This is a genomic window from Hydrogenophaga flava NBRC 102514 (genome assembly GCF_001571145.1).
GTDB classification, from domain to species: domain Bacteria; phylum Pseudomonadota; class Gammaproteobacteria; order Burkholderiales; family Burkholderiaceae_C; genus Hydrogenophaga; species Hydrogenophaga flava.
The window spans coordinates 84,332-101,437 of the sequence record NZ_BCTF01000007.1; the positions used below are offsets into that span (position 1 = coordinate 84,332).

The 17,106-nt window shown below is 68.7% G+C and carries 16 protein-coding genes, 1 pseudogene and 1 riboswitch; of the genes and pseudogenes, 9 read left to right on the forward strand and 8 right to left on the reverse strand.

Annotated elements, in window-relative coordinates; genetic code table 11:
- Positions 1–36: 36 nt before the first annotated feature.
- The 5 genes from HFL01S_RS08185 to HFL01S_RS08205 are packed head-to-tail and all read left to right on the forward strand — an operon-like array spanning position 37 to position 5,147.
- Positions 37–966: a sugar ABC transporter substrate-binding protein gene (locus HFL01S_RS08185; RefSeq protein ID WP_066257201.1), complete on the forward strand. Its 930-nt coding sequence runs from the start codon at positions 37–39 to the stop codon at positions 964–966.
- A gap of 33 nt (positions 967–999) precedes the next feature.
- Positions 1,000–2,511, forward strand: a complete 1,512-nt coding sequence (locus tag HFL01S_RS08190; protein WP_066257204.1) for a sugar ABC transporter ATP-binding protein — start codon at positions 1,000–1,002, stop codon at positions 2,509–2,511.
- 36 nt (positions 2,512–2,547) lie between these two features.
- Positions 2,548–3,528 carry a sugar-binding transcriptional regulator gene (locus HFL01S_RS08195; RefSeq protein WP_066257206.1) on the forward strand — a complete coding sequence of 327 codons (981 nt, stop codon included), beginning with the start codon at positions 2,548–2,550 and terminating at the stop codon, positions 3,526–3,528.
- Between the two features lie 36 nt (positions 3,529–3,564).
- Positions 3,565–4,332: an SDR family oxidoreductase gene (locus tag HFL01S_RS08200; protein WP_066257209.1), complete on the forward strand. Its 768-nt coding sequence runs from the start codon at positions 3,565–3,567 to the stop codon at positions 4,330–4,332.
- A gap of 26 nt (positions 4,333–4,358) precedes the next feature.
- Positions 4,359–5,147: an SDR family oxidoreductase gene (locus HFL01S_RS08205; RefSeq protein ID WP_066257404.1), complete on the forward strand. Its 789-nt coding sequence runs from the start codon at positions 4,359–4,361 to the stop codon at positions 5,145–5,147.
- Positions 5,148–5,165: 18 nt separating this feature from the next.
- Here HFL01S_RS08205 and ribBA read toward each other — a convergent pair whose 3' ends face one another.
- Positions 5,166–6,278 (reverse strand): bifunctional 3,4-dihydroxy-2-butanone-4-phosphate synthase/GTP cyclohydrolase II, encoded by a 1,113-nt coding sequence (gene ribBA, locus HFL01S_RS08210; protein ID WP_066257212.1) that lies wholly within the window; start codon positions 6,276–6,278, stop codon positions 5,166–5,168.
- A gap of 102 nt (positions 6,279–6,380) precedes the next feature.
- A riboswitch (FMN riboswitch) is annotated at positions 6,381–6,556 on the reverse strand.
- 33 nt (positions 6,557–6,589) lie between these two features.
- Here ribBA and HFL01S_RS08215 point away from each other — a divergent pair.
- The 4 genes and pseudogenes from HFL01S_RS08215 to HFL01S_RS08225 all read left to right on the forward strand — a co-directional run bounded on the left by HFL01S_RS08215 (position 6,590) and on the right by HFL01S_RS08225 (position 9,153).
- Positions 6,590–7,306: a hypothetical protein gene (locus HFL01S_RS08215; protein WP_157538809.1), complete on the forward strand. Its 717-nt coding sequence runs from the start codon at positions 6,590–6,592 to the stop codon at positions 7,304–7,306.
- Positions 7,307–7,316: 10 nt separating this feature from the next.
- Positions 7,317–7,583: pseudogene (locus HFL01S_RS25645) on the forward strand (VOC family protein); the annotation flags it as partial.
- A 414-nt stretch (positions 7,584–7,997) separates the two neighbouring features.
- On the forward strand, positions 7,998–8,627 hold the full coding sequence (locus HFL01S_RS25650) for an HD domain-containing protein (protein ID WP_066257407.1): 630 nt from the start codon (positions 7,998–8,000) through the stop codon (positions 8,625–8,627).
- A gap of 58 nt (positions 8,628–8,685) precedes the next feature.
- Positions 8,686–9,153, forward strand: coding sequence for a DUF3592 domain-containing protein (locus HFL01S_RS08225; RefSeq protein WP_169802322.1), 468 nt, complete (start codon positions 8,686–8,688; stop codon positions 9,151–9,153).
- A 30-nt stretch (positions 9,154–9,183) separates the two neighbouring features.
- Here HFL01S_RS08225 and HFL01S_RS08230 read toward each other — a convergent pair whose 3' ends face one another.
- The 7 genes from HFL01S_RS08230 to HFL01S_RS08260 form a co-directional block, all read right to left on the reverse strand.
- Entirely contained in the window at positions 9,184–9,549 is a 366-nt protein-coding gene (locus HFL01S_RS08230; RefSeq protein ID WP_066257219.1) for a methylglyoxal synthase, read from the reverse strand.
- Positions 9,549–11,138 carry a glucose-6-phosphate isomerase gene (gene pgi / locus HFL01S_RS08235; protein WP_066257221.1) on the reverse strand — a complete coding sequence of 530 codons (1,590 nt, stop codon included), beginning with the start codon at positions 11,136–11,138 and terminating at the stop codon, positions 9,549–9,551. The genes HFL01S_RS08230 and pgi overlap by 1 nt, the downstream gene beginning before the upstream one ends.
- A 37-nt stretch (positions 11,139–11,175) precedes the next feature.
- Entirely contained in the window at positions 11,176–11,811 is a 636-nt protein-coding gene (gene eda / locus HFL01S_RS08240) for a bifunctional 4-hydroxy-2-oxoglutarate aldolase/2-dehydro-3-deoxy-phosphogluconate aldolase (RefSeq protein WP_066257223.1), read from the reverse strand.
- Positions 11,812–11,824: 13 nt separating this feature from the next.
- Positions 11,825–13,651, reverse strand: a complete 1,827-nt coding sequence (gene edd, locus HFL01S_RS08245) for a phosphogluconate dehydratase (RefSeq protein ID WP_066257409.1) — start codon at positions 13,649–13,651, stop codon at positions 11,825–11,827.
- A gap of 5 nt (positions 13,652–13,656) precedes the next feature.
- Positions 13,657–14,361, reverse strand: coding sequence for a 6-phosphogluconolactonase (gene pgl, locus HFL01S_RS08250; RefSeq protein WP_066257225.1), 705 nt, complete (start codon positions 14,359–14,361; stop codon positions 13,657–13,659).
- A 2-nt stretch (positions 14,362–14,363) separates the two neighbouring features.
- Positions 14,364–15,833 (reverse strand): glucose-6-phosphate dehydrogenase, encoded by a 1,470-nt coding sequence (gene zwf, locus HFL01S_RS08255; RefSeq protein ID WP_066257227.1) that lies wholly within the window; start codon positions 15,831–15,833, stop codon positions 14,364–14,366.
- Between the two features lie 109 nt (positions 15,834–15,942).
- Positions 15,943–16,950 carry a PfkB family carbohydrate kinase gene (locus tag HFL01S_RS08260; protein WP_245644759.1) on the reverse strand — a complete coding sequence of 336 codons (1,008 nt, stop codon included), beginning with the start codon at positions 16,948–16,950 and terminating at the stop codon, positions 15,943–15,945.
- Between the last annotated feature and the right edge of the window lie 156 nt (positions 16,951–17,106).

Sequence of the window (17,106 nt, forward strand, 5' to 3'; positions counted from 1 at the left end):
GTTTTTCATCAACCCCTGAAAACAGGAGACAAACCCATGTTCAAGTTCAACAAGATCGCAATGGCTGTCGTGGCCGGTGTGGCGCTGACCGCCTCCAGCGGCGCGTTTGCCCAGCAAAAGAAGATCGGTCTGGCGGTGGCCAACCTGCAGGCCGAGTTCTTCAACATGATCAAGCAGTCGGTCGAGGCCTACGGCAAGGAAAAGGGCTACACCATCGTCACGGTGGACGCCAAGGGCGACGCCACGACCCAGGTCAACCAGATCCAGGATCTGATCGCCCAGAAGATCGACGCCCTGATCTACATCCCCGCCGGCGCCACCGCCGCGGCCGTGCCGGTCAAGGCCGCGCGCGCCGCCAAGATTCCGGTGATCAACGTCGACCGCAATGCCGAAGGCGCACCTGGCGACACCTTCATCTATGGTCAGTCCGTGCCGGCCACCACCGCGCTGGGCAAGTGGATCTGCGAACAGACCAAGGGCCAGGGCAAGGCTGTGATGATCCATGGCCAGAAGGGCACCACGCCCGAGGTCGAGCGCACCAAGGGCTTCACCGAAGGCCTGGCCAGCTGCGGCATCAAGATCACGCAGAACCAGTGGACCGAGCGCTGGGCCGCTGACGAGGGCAACAAGATCGCCCAGGACATGCTGCAGCGCGATCCGTCGGTCAACATCATCATCGGCCAGGCCGACGGCATCGCCCTGGGCGCAGCGCAGGCCGTGAAGCTGGCCAAGCCGGCGAACAAGGTCTGGGTGGTCGGCTTCGATGGCGACGTTGGCGGCCTCAAGGCCGTGGAGTCGGGCACGCTGGACGCCACCGCCACACAGCAGACCTTCACCATGGGTCGCATGGCCGTGGACGCTGCCACCGCACTGATGGCCGGCAAGCCGGTGCCCAAGGACCAGCCGACCGACGCCAAGGTGACCACCAAGGAGAACGTGGCCCAGTTCCTCAAGGCCCATCCTTGAACCGAGTCCCCTTCTGACGCCGCGAGACATCCGATGACCGTGCAAGATTCATCCCCTGCCCACGATGGCCTGGTCGTGCGCAATGCAGGCAAGAGCTATGGCAACAACGTCGTGCTGCAAGGGGTGAATCTGGACGTTCGACCGGGTGAGTGCGTGGCGTTGCTGGGTGAGAACGGCGCAGGCAAGTCCACGCTGTCGTCGTTGGTCGCGGGGCTGATCGCCCCCGATCCCGGCACCCGGATGTGGTGGCGCGGCCAGGCCTATGCGCCCGTCTCGCCGGCCGACGCCCTGCACGCCGGCATTGGCCTGATCCACCAGGAAATGCGGCTGCTGCCGCACCTGACGATTGCCGAGAACGTCTTTGTCGGGCGCCTGCTGATGAAGAACGGGCGCATCGACATGCAGACCATGGTCGAACGCGCACAGGCCCAGCTGCACCGGCTGGGGCTGGACGTGCCGGCCACACGCAAGGTGGGCTCGCTGCGCGTGGCCGCGCAGCAGCAGGTCGAGATTGCCAAGGCGCTGACGCTGAATGCGCGACTGCTGATCCTGGACGAGCCGACGGCGGCGCTCGGCGACGAGGAAACCGACCGCCTGTTCGAGCAGGTGATGCGCCTGAAGGCCGAAGGCGTGTCGTTCATCTACGTGAGCCACCGGCTGGCGGAAATCGCACGCATCTGCGACCGTGTGGTCGTGTTGCGCGACGGCAGGTATGTGGCCAGCCACGACCATGCCCAGGTGCCGCCGCCGCTGCTGGTGCGCGACATGGTGGGCCGGAGCGTGGAGCGCCTGTTTCCGGCCATTCCCGAACCGGCGCCCACGGCCCCGGTGGCGCTGGCGGTGCGCGGGCTGACCGCGCCCGACGCCAGCTTCCGCAACCTGTCGTTCGAGGTGCGTGAAGGCGAGGTTCTGGGGTTTGCGGGCATCTCGGGTGCAGGCCGCACCGAGGCCATGCGCGCCATCGCCGGTGTCGACCCCATCGCGTCGGGCGAGATCACGATCGGTGGCAAGACGCTGGTGCCCCGTTCACCCATCGACGCCATCCGCGAACGGCTGGTGATGGTGCCCGATGACCGCAAGGCCCTGGGTGTGGTGCTGCAGCACAGCCTGTGGGAGAACATGGCCTACAGCAACTTCGACCAGATCGCCCCACGGGGCTGGTTGCGTCCCGCGCGCGCCGTGCAGTTTGCCCAGGAGCTGATCCGCAAGCTCACGGTCAAGGGGCATCCGCAGCAGACCGCGGGGTCGCTCTCGGGCGGGAACCAGCAGAAGGTGGTGATCGCCAAGTGGATTGCCCGCAACCCGCGGGTCATCATCCTGGACGAACCCACCCGTGGTGTCGATGTGGGGGCGAGAGCCCAGATATACGAAGTGATCGCCGGCCTGGCCCGCGAAGGCATGGCCGTGATCGTGGTGAGCTCGGATCTTGAAGAGGTGCTGGGCCTGTCCCACCGGGTCATCGTGCTCTCGCGCGGCGAGATCCGGGGGGAGCTGTCCCGGGCCGAGGCCAGTGGCGACCGCGTGATGGAGCTGGCGGTGGCCTGAGCGCTGTCTGCACCCAGCCCCAGCGACAATCCGCCCATGGCCACCCGACGCTCTGCGACCCCCGACCTGTTGCGCCTGACCACCCGTGTGGCCAGCATGTACCACGAACGCGGCCTGCCCCAGGCCCAGATTGCCGAGCAGCTCGGTCTGTCGCAGGCGCGTGTGTCGCGGCTGCTCAAGCAGGCCGAGGAACTGGGCATCGTCAAGATCACCGTGCATGTGCCCGAAGGTGTCCACGCCGAGGTCGAGACCCGGCTGGAGACCGTCTACAAGCTGGACGAGGTGATCGTGGTCGAGGTGGACGAGGCGGCCCTGACCAGCGACGAGCTGCTGCCCCTTTCGATGGCGTCCACGGTGGCCAGCTACCTGGAGCTGATGGCGCCCACGCTGCAGAGCATCGGCGTCTCGTCCTGGAGTTCCACGCTGCTGGCGGCGGTCAACGCCATGCGTCCGATCAGCGGCAGCGGTCCCCGGTCCATCGTGCAGATCCTGGGCGGCGCCGGCCAGCCGGAAGCCCAGCGCTTTGCCACCCGCCTGACCGAGCGCCTGGCCCAGCTGTGCCACGCCGACCCTGTGTTCATGTTGGCGCCTGGCGTGGTCGCCACGCAGGACGCCAAACGGGCGCTGCTGGCCGATCCGTCCTGCCGCCAGGCCATCGAGCGCTTTGACGACCTGTCGGCGGTGCTGCTGGGCATCGGCGCGATTCCTCCCTCTCGCATGTTGCGCGAGAGCGGCAACGTGTTTTCCGACCAGGACTTGCTGGACCTCAAGAACGCTGGTGCCGTGGGCGATGTCTGCATGCGCTTCTACGACGAACGCGGGAGGCCAGTCCACACCCGTTTTGACGAGCGCGTGATCGGTATCGCACCCGACCAGATCAAACGCACCCGCCGGCGCATCGGCATCGCGGGGGGGCGACGCAAATTCGAAGCGATCCGCGGCGCGCTGCGGGGCGGCTGGATCAGCACCCTGATCACCGACCTCGACACAGCCGAGCGCCTGCTGGAACAACCCTGAGACGGCCCGATAGGGTCACATTGACTGGAGACATTCATGAATCTTTTTTCCCTTCAAGGCGAGGTGGCCATGGTTACCGGTGCCGGCAGCGGCATTGGTCAGCGCATCGCGGTGGGCCTGGCGGAGGCGGGCGCGGACGTGGCCTGTTTTGATCTGCCCAGCCAGTCCGGTGGCATGGAAGAGACCGCCGCGCGCGTGCGGGCGCTCGGCCGCAAGGCCCTGATCGCCAGCGGCGACGTGACCCGTGCGGACGACCTGGCAAAGGCCGTTCAGGCGGTCGAGACGCAGCTGGGGGCCCTGACCATCGGCATGAACTGCGCCGGCATCGCGAACGCGGCGCCGGCCGAGGAGATGTCGGAGGAGCAATGGCGCCGCGTGCATTCGATCAACGTCGATGGCGTGTTCCTGAGCTGCCAGGCCCAGGCGCGTGTGATGCTGGCGCGCAAGAAGGGGGCGATCGTCAACATCGCCTCCATGTCCGGCTCCATCGTCAACCGGGGTCTGCTGCAGGCGCACTACAACAGCTCCAAGGCCGCGGTCATTCACATGAGCAAGAGCCTGGCGATGGAGTGGGCCGAGCGCGGTGTGCGTGTCAACAGCATCAGCCCCGGCTACACCGCCACGCCGATGAACCTGCGCCCCGAGGTGGCCGATCAGGTCAAGATCTTCGAGCGGGACACGCCGCTGGGCCGCATGGCAACGGTCGACGAGATGGTCGGCCCGGCCGTGTTCCTGGTGGGGCGCGGGGCTTCGTTCGTGACCGGTGTCGACCTCATCGTCGACGGCGGTTTCGTGTGCTGGTGAGCGGCGCGCGCGCCCGGGAGCACCCCATGAGATTTGCAGGCAAGGTCGTCGTCATCACGGGCGGCAGTCGCGGCATCGGTCTGGGCATTGCGAGCCGCTTTCTGCGCGAAGGCGCGTCGGTCTGCCTCGCCGCCAACGAGGACCGGGTGATGGAAGCCGCCGAGGCGCTCGCGGCGCAGGCGCCGGCCGGTGCGAAGGTGATCGGCGCCCAGGTCGACGTCACCGACCGCTCGCAGGTCAAGGCGCTGTATGCGCGCGTGGCGGCCGAGCTGGGCGAGGTCGATGTGTCGGTGCAGAACGCCGGCGTCATCACCATCGCCAGGCTCGAAGACCTCAGCGAGGCCGAGTGGGACAAGGTGATGGACGTCAACACCAAAGGCGTCTTCCTGTGCTGCCAGGAAGCGGCGGTGCGCATGCGCGCGGCCGGCAAGAAGGGGCGCCTGATCAACACCGCCAGCGGGCAGGCGCGCCAGGGCTTTGTCTACACGCCGCACTACGCGGCCAGCAAGTTCGGGGTGGTCGGCATCACGCAAAGCCTGGCCAAGGAACTGGCCAGGACCGGCATCACGGTCAACGCGTTCTGCCCCGGCATCATCACCACCGACATGTGGGCCTACAACGACGAGGCCTGGGGCAAGCTGCTGGGCAACTACCAGCCCGGCGAACTCATGGCCGAATGGGTGGAGGCCATTCCCATGGGCCGCGCGGGGACCGGTGAAGACGTCGCCGGCCTCGTGACGTTCCTGGCATCGGACGACGCCGCCTACATCACCGGTCAGACCATCAACGTCGACGGCGGCATGTTCATGTCCTGAAACACGCCGCCGCTCCGGTCACTGGGGCGAGACGAACGACTCGGCCACCAGGCCGTAGGCGCCCATGCTCGGGAAGCGGCGCGGATTGCCCAGCACCTTCATGCGCGAGATGCCCAGGTCGCGCAGGATCTGGGCACCCAGGCCGTAGGTGCGCAGGTCGGCGTCGTGGCCGGTTTCAGGCTTCGCGGGTTTGGACGTGCGGGGTGCGCTGGCGGCGAGCAGCAGGTCTTCCGACGACTCCGAGGGGTTGAGCAGCAGCGCTGCGCCCTTGCCCTCGGCCTTGATCGCGCCCAGGGCGGCCGACAGCGGCCAGGAGTGCGGGCTGTTGGCGGTATCGAGCCAGTCCATCAGCGACAGCGGTTCGTGCACACGCACCATCACCTGCTCGTCGGCGCTCCACTGGCCCAGCGTCAGCGCAAGGTGCGCACCGCCGAACTCGTCCTGGTAGGTGTGCAGGTCGAACTCGCCAAAGGGCGTGCTCACCGGCCGCGCCGCCACCTGGCGAACCAGGCGCTCGTTCTGGCTGCGGTAGCGGATCAGGTCGGCAATCGACCCGAGCTTGATGCCGTGCTGCTTGGCGAACTCGACCAGGTCCGGCAGGCGGGCCATGGTGCCATCGTCCTTCATGATTTCGCAGATCACCGAGGCGGGCTGCAGGCCAGCCATCTGGGCCAGGTCGCAACCGGCTTCGGTGTGACCGGCGCGCATCAGCACGCCACCCGCGGCGGCGCGCAGCGGGAACACATGGCCCGGCTGCACCAGGTCGCTGGGTTGCGTGTCGGCGGCCACGGCCACCTGCACGGTGCGTGCGCGGTCTGCCGCAGAGATGCCGGTGTCGATGCCGGTGGCGGCCTCGATCGAGACAGTGAATGCAGTGCCGTGCTTGGTGCCGTTGCGCGAGACCATGGGCTGCAGGCCCAGGAAATCGCAGCGCTCAGGGCTCAGCGTGAGGCAGATCAGGCCGCGGCAGAAGCGGGCCATGAAGTTGATGGCCTCAGGCGTGATCTTGTCGGCGGCGATGATCACATCGCCTTCGTTTTCGCGGTTCTCGTCGTCGACGAGCACGACCATGCGGCCGGCCGCGATGTCGGCCACGAGTTCGGGGATGGGGGCGAGCTGGAATTCGGACATGGCTTCGGGCGTCAGGGTTGAACGGGTTGAACAAACACCGCTCGCAGGGCGCGACGAAGCCAAAACAGCCACGGCGCTGCACGAGCGCGTGGCTGGATTGGGTTGCGTGTCTCTTTTATCCGGACTGTGACCGTCGGCCATGGCTTCGACTTTGCGCGGGGCATTGCCTTCCATGTCTGCTGACCCTGCTGGCATGAGCCACCAGGCGCTCGCGGGCTCCCTCGGCCGAAGCCTCGGACACCGCCGGTGGGGAGTTTCACCCCGCCCTGAGAACGTCGGGGTGAATTATGCCCGCGGCTACCATTGCCCGCATGAACCGACTCGACACCGAACGCCAGCGACTTTTTGCCACCGACCCCGAAGCGGCCGCGGACGGCCGGCTGCGCCACCTGGTGATCGCCCTCAGTGGCCCCGCCGACTGGGCGCCGCTGTCGGCCGTCTGGCGCGGTGTGCAGGCCGATCTGGACCTGCCAGCGCCCGCCATCGCGGTCAACGGTGTGGACGCTTTTGAACTCTGGTTCTCGCTCGCCGACCCGGTGCCGGCACACACCGCGGCCGCGTTCCTGGACGGCCTGTGCGCGCGCTACCTGGGCGATGTGGCGCCGGCACGCCGCCGATGCTGGCCGTCGTCCGACCCCGGGTTGCAGGTCGAGCCGGCGCGTGTGCCGCAGCTGCAGGCCGAAACCGGCCGCTGGTCGGCCTTTGTCGCGCCGGACCTGGCCGCCGTGTTCGGCGACGACCCCTCGCTCGACCTTCCGCCGGGGGACGAGGCCCAGGCCGATCTGCTTTCACGCCTGAAGTCCGTCACCCGCGCCGAGTTCCAGATCGCGCTGGCTCGGCTGACACCCGAGCCCTCGCCCTTCCTGCCGGCGGTGCAGGCGCCCGTGCCCGCGGTCGTGACCCCGTCGGCGGCACCGGCCAGCACCGTCCGCCACCACGACGACCCGCGCCAGTTCCTGCTGGACGTGATGAACGACCCGTCGGTGGCGATGGAGCTGCGCATCAAGGCGGCGAAGGCGCTGCTGTGAGGTGCCCGCGATGACGCTGGCCATCGACCACCTTTTCCTGTTCGTCGAGCCCGAAGGCCCCGAGATCGAGGCCCTCAAGCGCCTGGGCCTGAGCGAAACCTACCGCCGCGCGCACCCTGGGCAGGGCACGGCCAACGCCTGTTTCGCGTTCGACAACCTCTACCTCGAACTGCTCTGGCTCACCAGCGAAGCCGAGGCCCGCAGCGCGCCCATCGCCCGCACGCGCCTGTGGGAGCGCAGCCGGTGGTGCGAGCAGGGCGCCAGCCCGTTCGGCATTGCGGTGCGTGGCGACCTGGCGGGCGTGGGCGTGCCGACCAGGGACTACCGGCCTCCTTATCTGCCCGAGGGCATGGCCATTCCGGTGGCCTGCGCCAGCGACGACCCGGCGCTGCCGATGGTGTTCGTCTCGCCGGGACATCAGCAACCCTCCGACTGGCCGGAAGCACAGCGGGGTCACCTGCAACGATCCGCCGGTTTCGGTAAGGTCTTGTCGGTTGAAATGGGCCTGCCTGCATCCACGGCGTCGGCGCCGCTGCTGCGCGCCCTGAGCGGCGCTCATCCGTCCACTAGCGTGGTGGCGCGCAGCGACGACCGCCACCACCTGCGGCTCACGCTGGCCGATACACAGGGGCGGCACACCCACACCCTGGATCTGGGTTCCACCAAGCTGGGTTCGTGGCGCATCTCGCTCATCGACGAGCGCCTGCCCGAACGCTCCTGGCAGCGCGCCTGGGCCGCCCTGGGCCTGCGCGCGCCCGAGGGCCTGATGCAGCGCCTGCTGGACGCCTGGGCCGAGCCGCAGCGCCACTACCACTCGCAGCAGCACCTGCACGAATGCCTGGCCCTGCTGGAGCCGGCGCTGGACCTGGCGCAACACCCTGGCGAAGTCGAGCTGGCCCTCTGGTTCCACGACGCCGTCTACGACCCGCAGGGCAAGGGCAACGAAGCCCGCAGCGCCGACTGGGCCATCGACGCGCTCGCACAGGCCGGTGCCAGCCAGGAGGTGCAGCAGCGTGTGCGCGCGCTGATCATGGCCACCTGCCACGACGCCGAGCCCGAGGGCGGCGACGCGCGGCTGCTGGTCGACATCGACCTCGCCATCCTGGGCGCCGACCCGGCGCGCTTCGCCGAGTACGACGCGCAGGTGCGTGCCGAATACCGCTGGGTGCCGGGCTGGCTGTACCGGCGCAAGCGCAAGGAGGTGCTGGCGGGGTTCCTGAACCGCCAGGCGATCTACGGCACCGGGCGGTTCAGGGACCGCCTTGAGGGACGGGCGCGTGACAATCTTCGGGCTGCCGTTGCGCGACCAACAGGTAGATGAGCCGACCCCAACCGACCCCTTCACACGCTTTTCTGTCGTGATGGACTACCTACAACGCATGCTGGACCTGGCGCTGCACAAGGAGCAGCAAGGGATTCATTTCTGGGCCACGGTCTACGTCGTGGTGGTGCTAGCAGGCTCCCTGTGGCACGTCTTTTGGGTGCGCACTTGGCCCAGCACAGAGGGCCAGTTGTTGCACCTGGGCTTGCGCCCCCTGGGCACGCCCGATGTGGGCACCCGCGATCAGGACTACGTGCCATCTGCGCTGTACCGCTACCGGGTCAACGGCATTGAGCACCTTGGGCGGGAGATCTCTGTCTGGAAGGTGTCTGCGTCGGGGCTTCTCCGAAACACGCCCGTGCTCTTGTCGCGTCGGGTGAAGTCCGACGCGTCAGGCAGGGTTAGGGTGTTCTACCACCCCAGACGCCCTCACAGGAGCCTGCTGTTGCGTCCAGGCTGGCAAAGCATTCTCCTTCTGTCCGCGGCAATAGCGGTCACCGTAGGCTTCTACCTCTTGCAGTGGTGAGTCAGCCGACGGATTAACGAAGGAGCCGGCTCAGCGCCCGAGGCTGTCAAGCAATACCCGCGCCGTCGCCACATTCGTTGCGCACGGCACGTTGTGCACGTCACACGCACGCACCAGCGCGTTGATGTCCGGCTCGTGCGGCTGCGCCGTCATCGGGTCGCGCAGGAAGATCACCGCGTCGACCTCGCCGACCGACAGCCGCGCACCGATCTGCAGGTCGCCGCCCAGCGGGCCGCTGAGCAGGCGCTCCACCGTCAGGCCCACCTCGTTCTGCAGCCGGCCGCCGGTGGTGCCGGTGGCCATGAGGGTGTGTTGGCGCAGCAGCGGCGCGAACTCGGTGGCCAGGGCCACCATGTCGTCCTTCTTGCGGTCGTGGGCGACGAGGGCGATGCGCATCAGGCCTGCTTTTCCATTTGTTTGGCCATCGTCTTGCCCAGCTCCACGCCCCACTGGTCGTAGGCATTGATGCCCCAGACGGCGGCCTGCACGAAGACCTTGTGTTCGTACAGCGCGATCAGCGCGCCCAGGCGGTGCGGGGTGAGCTGGTCGATCCAGAGCACGCTGTTCGGCACATCACCGGCAAAGCTGCGCTGGGTCACGAAGGGCTCGGCCTGCTCCAGGGTCTGGCCTTCGGCCATCAGGGCCTTGAGCGTGTCGGCGGCGTTGCGGCCCACGGCCATGGCCTGCGACTGCGCGCGCAGGTTGAGGTTGACCACGCGGTGGTGTTCTGCGGCCAGCGGCAGGGCGGTGTCTTCGGTCTCCACGCCGACGAACTCCACCGGCACGCGGTGCGTGCCTTGGTGCAGCAGCTGGAAGTACGCGTGTTGCCCGTCGATGCCCAGGCCGCCCCAGAGGATGGGGCCGGTGCCGGTGTCGGCGGGCTGGCCGTCTTTGCGCACCCGCTTGCCGTTGCTTTCCATGTCCATCTGCTGCACGAAGGGCGCGAAGCGCACCAGGCGGCTGGGGTAGCAGCTCAGCAGCTGGGTGGGGCAGTTGAGGAAGTTGCGGTTCCACACGCCACTCATCGCGAGGATGACGGGCAGGTTCTGCTCCAGCGGGGCCGAGCGGAAGTGCGCGTCCATGGCCTGGCCGCCGGCCAGGAACTCGCGGAAGGCTTTGGAGCCGATGGCCATGGCCAGCGGCATGCCCAGCGCGGACCAGACGGAGTAGCGGCCACCGACCCAGTCCCAGAAGGTGAAGGTGTGTTCGGCGGGGTAGCCGGCGGCGCCGGACTTCTGCGGCGCGGCGGTGATGGCGACCAGGTGCGCGCTCTGCGCCGCGCCGGTGATGCCGCCGTCTTCCAGCCAGCGGCGGGCGCTGGCGGCGTTGGTCATGGTTTCCTGCGTGGTGAAGGTCTTGCTGGCGACGATGACCATCGTGGTCTTCGGGTCCAGGTTGCGCAGCGTGCTGTGCAGCGCCCATGCGTCGGGGTTGCTGACGAAGTGCACGCGCAGGCCAGTCTTGCCGTCGCTGCACAGCGGGGCCAGGGCGTCGGCGGCCATGCGCGGGCCGAGGTCGGAGCCGCCGATGCCGATGTTCACCACGTCGGTGAACGCGGCGCCGGTGCTGCTCTTGACCTCACCCGCACGCACGCGCTCGGCGAAGGCGCAGACGCGGTCGAGTTCGTTCTGCACCAGCTGCTGGATCTGTGCGCCCCAGGGTGCCTCGTTGCCAGTGGCGCCGGGCGTGCCGCGCAGGGCAACGTGCAGCACGGCGCGCTGTTCGCTGGTGTTGATGGCCTCGCCCTTGAACATGGCGTCGCGCTGGGCTTCGACCTGCGCTTCGCGGGCCAGCTGCAGCAGGGCCGCCAGAATGGCGCCGTCGAAGGCCTGGCGGGTGAAGTCGAGCCGGATGCCGGTGCCGTCGGCGGCGGCCTGCATGGCCTCGCGGCCGGGCTGGGCCAGGCGCTCGCGCAGGTGCGGTTGCGGCAGGGCGGCGAACTGGGTGAGCGTCTGCCAGGCGGGCAGGGTGGTGGGGCTGGTCATGGTGGTGGTTCCTCTTCCCTTCTTCAGATGCGCCTGTTTATACCTGCGCCGCGAGCGCGCTCGCCTCGCGGGCCAGCTTCGTGATGCGCGCCCAGTCGCCGGCGGCCAGCGCGTCGGCCGGGGTCAGCCAGCTGCCGCCGGCCATGGACACGTTGGACAGCTTGAGGAAATCCTTCAGGTTCTCGGGGCTGACGCCGCCAGTGGGGCAGAACTGCACGTCGGGGATGGGCGCGCCCAGCGCCTTGAGCATGCCCATGCCGCCGGCCTGCTGCGCGGGGAATAGCTTCATCAGCGTGAAACCCTGTTCGCGGCGGTGCATCACCTCGCCGGGCGTCATCACGCCGGGGATGAAGGGCAGGTTGGCGGCCTTGACGGCGCTCACCAGCGCGTCGGTGGCGCCGGGCGAGAGCGCGAAGCTCGCGCCCGCGTCGATCACCTGCTGCACCTCGGCCACGCGGGTCACAGTGCCGGCGCCGGTGTGCATCTGCGGCACCGCTTTGGCGACCGCTTCGATGGATTTCAGGGCCGCGTCGGAACGCAGGGTGATCTCCATCACGTCGATGCCGCCTTCGAGCAGGGCGTGCGCCAGCGGCACGGCGTGCGCCGGGTCCTGCAGCACGATGACGGGGACGACGCGGGAGGTGAAGGCGGGGCGGGTGAAGCAGTTGGTCATGGTGTGTCCTGGTTCAGCCGAACAGCGGCGAAGCGCCGTTCTCGGGCGTGGATGCGTGGGTGCGGAACAGGCCGAAGAGTTCGCGGCCGGTGCCGTGGCCGTTGTGGGCCAGATCGGGGTGGTTCACCGGGCGCGCGGCGAAGGCGGCGGCGTCGACCTCCACCTCCAGCACGCCACGTTCGCAGTCGAGCGTGATCATGTCGCCGTCCTGCACCCGCGCGATGGGGCCGTCGGCCAGCGCCTCGGGGCTCAGGTGGATGGCAGCCGGCACCTTGCCGGACGCGCCGCTCATGCGGCCGTCGGTGACGAGGGCGACCTTGAAGCCCTTGTCCTGCAGCACCGCCAGTGGTGGCGTGAGCTTGTGCAGCTCGGGCATGCCGTTGGCGCGCGGACCCTGGTAGCGCACCACGGCGATCAGGTCCTTCTCCAGCTGGCCGGCGTTGAACAGGGCCAGCAGGTCCTGCTGGTCGCTCACCACCACGGCGGGCGCGCGCACCACGCGGTGTTCGGGCGCCACAGCCGAGACCTTGACCACGCTGCGGCCCAGGTTGCCCTGCAGCAGGCGCAGGCCGCCGTCGGCGCTGAAGGGTTCGCTCACCGGGCGCAGCACGGCGGTGTCGGCGCTGGCCGCGGGCACCGGGCGCCACGCCAGTGCGCCATCGTTCAGCCAGGGTTCTTGCGTGTACGCGGCCAGGCCGTCGCCCATGACGGTCTTCACGTCGCCGTGCAGCAGGCCGGCGGCCAGCAGTTCCTGCATCAGGAAGCCCATGCCGCCAGCGGCGTGGAAGTGGTTCACGTCGGCCTTGCCGTTGGGGTAGACGCGGGCCAGCAGCGGGATGACGCCCGAGAGCTCGGCGAAGTCGTCCCAGTCGATCAGGATGCCGGCGGCGCGCGCCATCGCGATCAGGTGGATGGTGTGGTTGGTTGAACCGCCCGTGGCCAGCAGGCCGACGATGCCGTTGACTATGGTCTTTTCGGTCACGATGTCCGCCAGGCGGATGCGCGCCGCGCCGGTGCGGCCGGTGTTGGAGAAGGCGCGGTCCACGGCGGCCTTGGTCAGTGCCTCGCGCAGTTCCGTGCCCGGGTTGACGAAGGACGAGCCCGGCAGGTGCAGGCCCATGATTTCCATCAGCATCTGGTTGCTGTTGGCGGTGCCGTAGAAGGTGCAGGTGCCGGGCGAGTGGTAGGCGGCGGCCTCGCTCTCCAGCAGCGCGTCGCGACCGACCAGACCCTGCGCGTACTGCTGGCGCACCTTGGCCTTGGCGTCGTTGGACAGGCCGCTGGTCATCGGGCCGGCGGGCACGAACACGGTGGACAGGTGGCCGAACTGCAGCGCACCCATGAACAGGCCGGGCACGATCTTGTCGCAGACGCCGAGCATCAGCGCGGCGTCGAACACGTTGTGCGAGAGCGCGACGGCGGTGGAGAGCGCGATCACGTCGCGCGAGAACAGCGAGAGCTCCATGCCGGCTGCGCCCTGCGTGACACCGTCGCACATGGCGGGCACGCCACCGGCCACCTGGGCCGAGAAGCCGAGCGAGCGGGCGTGCGCGCGCAGCAGCTCGGGGTAGTGCTCGTAGGGCTGGTGGGCCGAGAGCATGTCGTTGTAGGCGGTGACCACGCCCAGGTGCGGCGCCTTCTCGGCGTGGATCTTGAGCTTGTCGCTGGCCGGCAGGGCGGCCGTGGTGTGGGCCATGTTGGCGCAGCCCATGCCGGCGCGCTGCATGCCGGCCTTGGCTGAGGTCTCGACCGTGTGCAGGTACTGGCCGCGCAGGTCGGACGAGCGGTCGGTGATGCGTTGCGTGACGCGGGCGAGGGTGGTGTGCAGGGGGGTGTTCATGGTGGTCATCCCTTCCAGACGCTCACGGGCGTCTGTGTTTGGTTCAGGATCAGCGAGACGGGCAGGGCCTCGTCGGCCTTTTGCGAGGCGCGGTCGTAGACGGCGAGCTTGGACGCGCCGGCGATGGAGAGCGACAGTTCCCGCGATGCCAGCAGGGCGTGCAGCGTGAACGTGAGGCGGGCGTGCGGCGCGGGAATCGGCGCCTGTTCGGGTACCACCCAGGCCAGGCGCTCGTCGGTGGCAATGGCGCGGGCGTAGCCGGGCGCACCGGGGAACAGCGAGGCGGTGTGGGCGTCCTCGCCCATGCCGAGCACGGCCAGGTCCAGCGGCCAGGGCAGGGGGGCGATGCGCGCGGTCGCGTCCTCGACCAGCGCGTCCAGCACCGCGGCGTTGAACTGCGGCGCCAGTTCGCGGAAGAACGGCAGGAAGCGGGCTGCGGCGGCTTGGCCCTGCAGCAGGTGCTGGGCCACGAGCGCGGTGTTGCTGGCCTCGTGGTCGCGCGGGACGATGCGCTCGTCCACCAGCACCACGGTGACCTTGGCCCAGTCCAGGTCCTGCTCGCGCAGGGCTTCAAACATGGGGATCGGCGACTTGCCGCCCGAAACCGCCAGGCTGGCCTGGCCGCGTGCGGCGATGGCGGCGCGCAGCGCGTCGGCGATGTGCGCCGCGATGGCTGCGGGCGTGGCGCCGGTGTGTTCGGTCACGGCCATGTTCAGGATTCCTCGACCCAGGAACTGCCTTCTCGCGCCATCAGCGCCGACGAGGCGGCGGGGCCCCAGCTGCCGGCGGTGTAGGCCTTGGGCTTCTCGCCCAGCTGCTGCCAGCCGTCGATGATGGGTTCGACCCAGGCCCAGGCGGCTTCCAGTTCGTCGCGGCGCATGAAGTGCGTCAGGCGGCCCTTGGTGACGTCGATCAGCAGGCGTTCGTAGGCCTCGGCGCGGCGCTCGGTGAAGGCCGATTCGAGGTCCAGGTTCAGGCTCACCGGGCGCAGCTTCATGCCGCTGCCGGGCTCCTTGGCCATCATCTGCAGCTGGATGTGTTCCTCGGGCTGCAGGCGGATCATCAGGCGGTTCACCGACTGGTGGGCCGAGTCGCTGAAGATGGTGAAGGGCAGGTCGGCGAACTCGATCACGATCTCGGACTGGCGCGCCGCCAGGCGCTTGCCGGTGCGCAGGAAGATCGGCACGTTGGCCCAGCGCCAGTTGTTGATGTGGGCCTTGAGCGCGACAAAAGTTTCTGTGGTGCTGTCGGCCGGAATGTTGGCCTCCTGCAGGTAGCCCACGGCGGCCTCGCCGTTGGAGGCGCCAGCGGTGTACTGGCCGCGCACCGTGTCCTTGGCCACGTCGGCCACCGTCATCGGGCGCAGCGAGCGCAGCACCTTGAGCTTCTCGTCGCGCACCGCGTCGGGGTCGAGCGAGACCGGCGGCTCCATGGCCACGATGCACAGCAGCTGCAGCAGGTGGTTCTGGATCATGTCGCGCATGGCGCCGGTGCCGTCGTAGAAGCCAGCGCGGCTGCCCACGCCCACGCTCTCGGCCACGGTGATCTGCACGCTCTTGATGTAGGGGCTGCGCCAGAGCGGCTCGAAGATGCTGTTGCCAAAGCGCAGCACCATCAGGTTCTGCACCGTTTCCTTGCCCAGGTAGTGGTCGATGCGGAAGATCTGCTGTTCCTGGAAGTAGCGGCCCACGTCGTCGTTGATCTGGCGCGCCGAGGCCAGGTCGTGGCCCAGGGGTTTTTCCAGCACCACGCGGGCGCGCTCATCGATCAGGCCCGCGTTGTGCAGGTTCGCGCAGATGCCCACGAACAGGCTGGGCGCGGTGGCAAGGTAATAGACCCGGTCGGAGCCCGCCTGCATGGCCGCGGCCAGCGAGCCGAAGTCCTCGGCCCTGGTGGCGTCGACGCTGGTGAACTGCAGGCGGTTGAGGAAGCCGGCCCAGACGCCGTCGTCGAAGTGTTTGGCCTCGATGAAGCCGGGCACCTTCTCGCCGATGAAGGCCAGAAAGCCGGCGCGGTCCCAGGTCTGGCGTCCCAGGGCGTGGATGCGGGTGGCGGCCGGCAGGTTGTTGTGCAGGTGGGCCATGTAGAGCGCAGGCAGCAGCTTGCGCACCGAGAGGTCGCCCACGCCACCAAAGATGACGAGGTCCAGCGGGGCGGAGGAGGGGGACGGGGAAGTGGCCATGGCTTTACCGGGTTACCGTTGATGGATGGAGTTTATGGTAATTAAGTTACATGCAGGGTACTTTTTTGCAGCAGCCCCTGCAAGGGCTGCGCGCATTGCCGCGAGCCGGTCAGGCCAGGGCCTTGAAGTGTGGCCGGCCCTGGGCCAGGCGCTGCAGCACCTGTTCGCGCGTCGGCGGCACACAGCCGGTCTCCATCACGCACAGGCTGGCGCAGGCGATGGCGTTGGCCAGCAGGTCTTCCACATCGTCGGCGCCCAGCGCCAGCTCGGCAGCGGTCTTCGCGGCGCGCATGGCGGGGCGGTCCAGCAGCGCGACCAGCATGCCGGCCAGGAAGCTGTCGCCCGCACCCACGGTGTCGGCCACCTGCACGGGCTGTGATTCCGAAGCCTGCCAGGCCCCACCGTCGCGCGCCAGGATGACCGCGCCTTTGGCGCCCAGCGTCAAGGCCAGCCAGCGCGCCGGTGTTTTCGCGAGCAGCTCGCGCGCGGCCACCAGCGGGTCGGGGTTCGTGAAGCCGAGGATGCCCAGGTCGTCGTCGCTGACCTTGACGATGTCGGCCTCGCCCAGCGCCGCCATCACGCTGGCCTGGTAGGCCGCCATGTCCGGCACGATGGCCGGGCGCAGGTTGGCGTCCACCACGACCAGCTTGCCGGCCGCGCGCTGCGCCTGCAGCCAGGGCAGGTACTTGTGCGTGTCGTCGGCCACCAGGGCCAGGCAGCCGGTGACCACCATCTTCAGCGCCGGCTGGGCCGCGCACTGCGCATTCATGGTGGCGGCGTCGACGCGGCGGTCGGCCACACCCTCGCGGTAGAAGCTGTAGCTGGCCTTGCCCGCCTCGTCCAGGCTGACGACGGCGAGCGAGGTGGGCTCGTGCGCCGGCTCGGCGTGGGCCAGCGTCACGCGGGCCTGCGCGATGGCGTGCGCCAGGCCGCGGCCGAAGCGGTCCTGTGAGAGCGGGTTCAGGTAGAGCGTGCCCACGCCCTGCAGTCCGAGCGCGCGGGTGAGGTTGTAGACCGCGCCGCCGTCGCAGGGGCGCAGCCGGCCGTCGGCCTCCTGGATCATGTCCATCAGGGCCTCGCCGGCGGTGGCAACGGTGATCGGGGTGTTGGGCTGCATTTGGTCGGAAGTAGGGAAAACCATAACTAAATCCAGTTGATTTATTTAACGTGCAACAACTATAGTTCAGTCACTCCGCAGCCGGATTCGGGCTAACCCGAAGGCCCGGCGGCAGAGAAAACCTGGTTCAACAACGTCTGATCCCATCCATCCTCC

Bases quoted from the DNA above. Each gene is read 5' to 3' on its own strand.
- pgi (WP_066257221.1), bottom strand. From the start codon at position 11,138: ATGACCAGCCCCACCACCCTGCCCGCCTGGCAGACGCTCACCCAGTTC.
- HFL01S_RS08195 (WP_066257206.1), top strand. From the start codon at position 2,548: ATGGCCACCCGACGCTCTGCGACCCCCGACCTGTTGCGCCTGACCACC.
- HFL01S_RS08190 (WP_066257204.1), top strand. From the start codon at position 1,000: ATGACCGTGCAAGATTCATCCCCTGCCCACGATGGCCTGGTCGTGCGC.
- HFL01S_RS08200 (WP_066257209.1), top strand. From the start codon at position 3,565: ATGAATCTTTTTTCCCTTCAAGGCGAGGTGGCCATGGTTACCGGTGCC.
- HFL01S_RS08225 (WP_169802322.1), top strand. From the start codon at position 8,686: ATGCTGGACCTGGCGCTGCACAAGGAGCAGCAAGGGATTCATTTCTGG.
- zwf (WP_066257227.1), bottom strand. From the start codon at position 15,833: ATGGCCACTTCCCCGTCCCCCTCCTCCGCCCCGCTGGACCTCGTCATC.
- HFL01S_RS08230 (WP_066257219.1), bottom strand. From the start codon at position 9,549: ATGCGCATCGCCCTCGTCGCCCACGACCGCAAGAAGGACGACATGGTG.
- HFL01S_RS08185 (WP_066257201.1), top strand. From the start codon at position 37: ATGTTCAAGTTCAACAAGATCGCAATGGCTGTCGTGGCCGGTGTGGCG.
- pgl (WP_066257225.1), bottom strand. From the start codon at position 14,361: ATGGCCGTGACCGAACACACCGGCGCCACGCCCGCAGCCATCGCGGCG.
- HFL01S_RS08205 (WP_066257404.1), top strand. From the start codon at position 4,359: ATGAGATTTGCAGGCAAGGTCGTCGTCATCACGGGCGGCAGTCGCGGC.
- edd (WP_066257409.1), bottom strand. From the start codon at position 13,651: ATGAACACCCCCCTGCACACCACCCTCGCCCGCGTCACGCAACGCATC.
- HFL01S_RS08215 (WP_157538809.1), top strand. From the start codon at position 6,590: ATGAACCGACTCGACACCGAACGCCAGCGACTTTTTGCCACCGACCCC.
- eda (WP_066257223.1), bottom strand. From the start codon at position 11,811: ATGACCAACTGCTTCACCCGCCCCGCCTTCACCTCCCGCGTCGTCCCC.
- ribBA (WP_066257212.1), bottom strand. From the start codon at position 6,278: ATGTCCGAATTCCAGCTCGCCCCCATCCCCGAACTCGTGGCCGACATC.
- HFL01S_RS08260 (WP_245644759.1), bottom strand. From the start codon at position 16,950: ATGCAGCCCAACACCCCGATCACCGTTGCCACCGCCGGCGAGGCCCTG.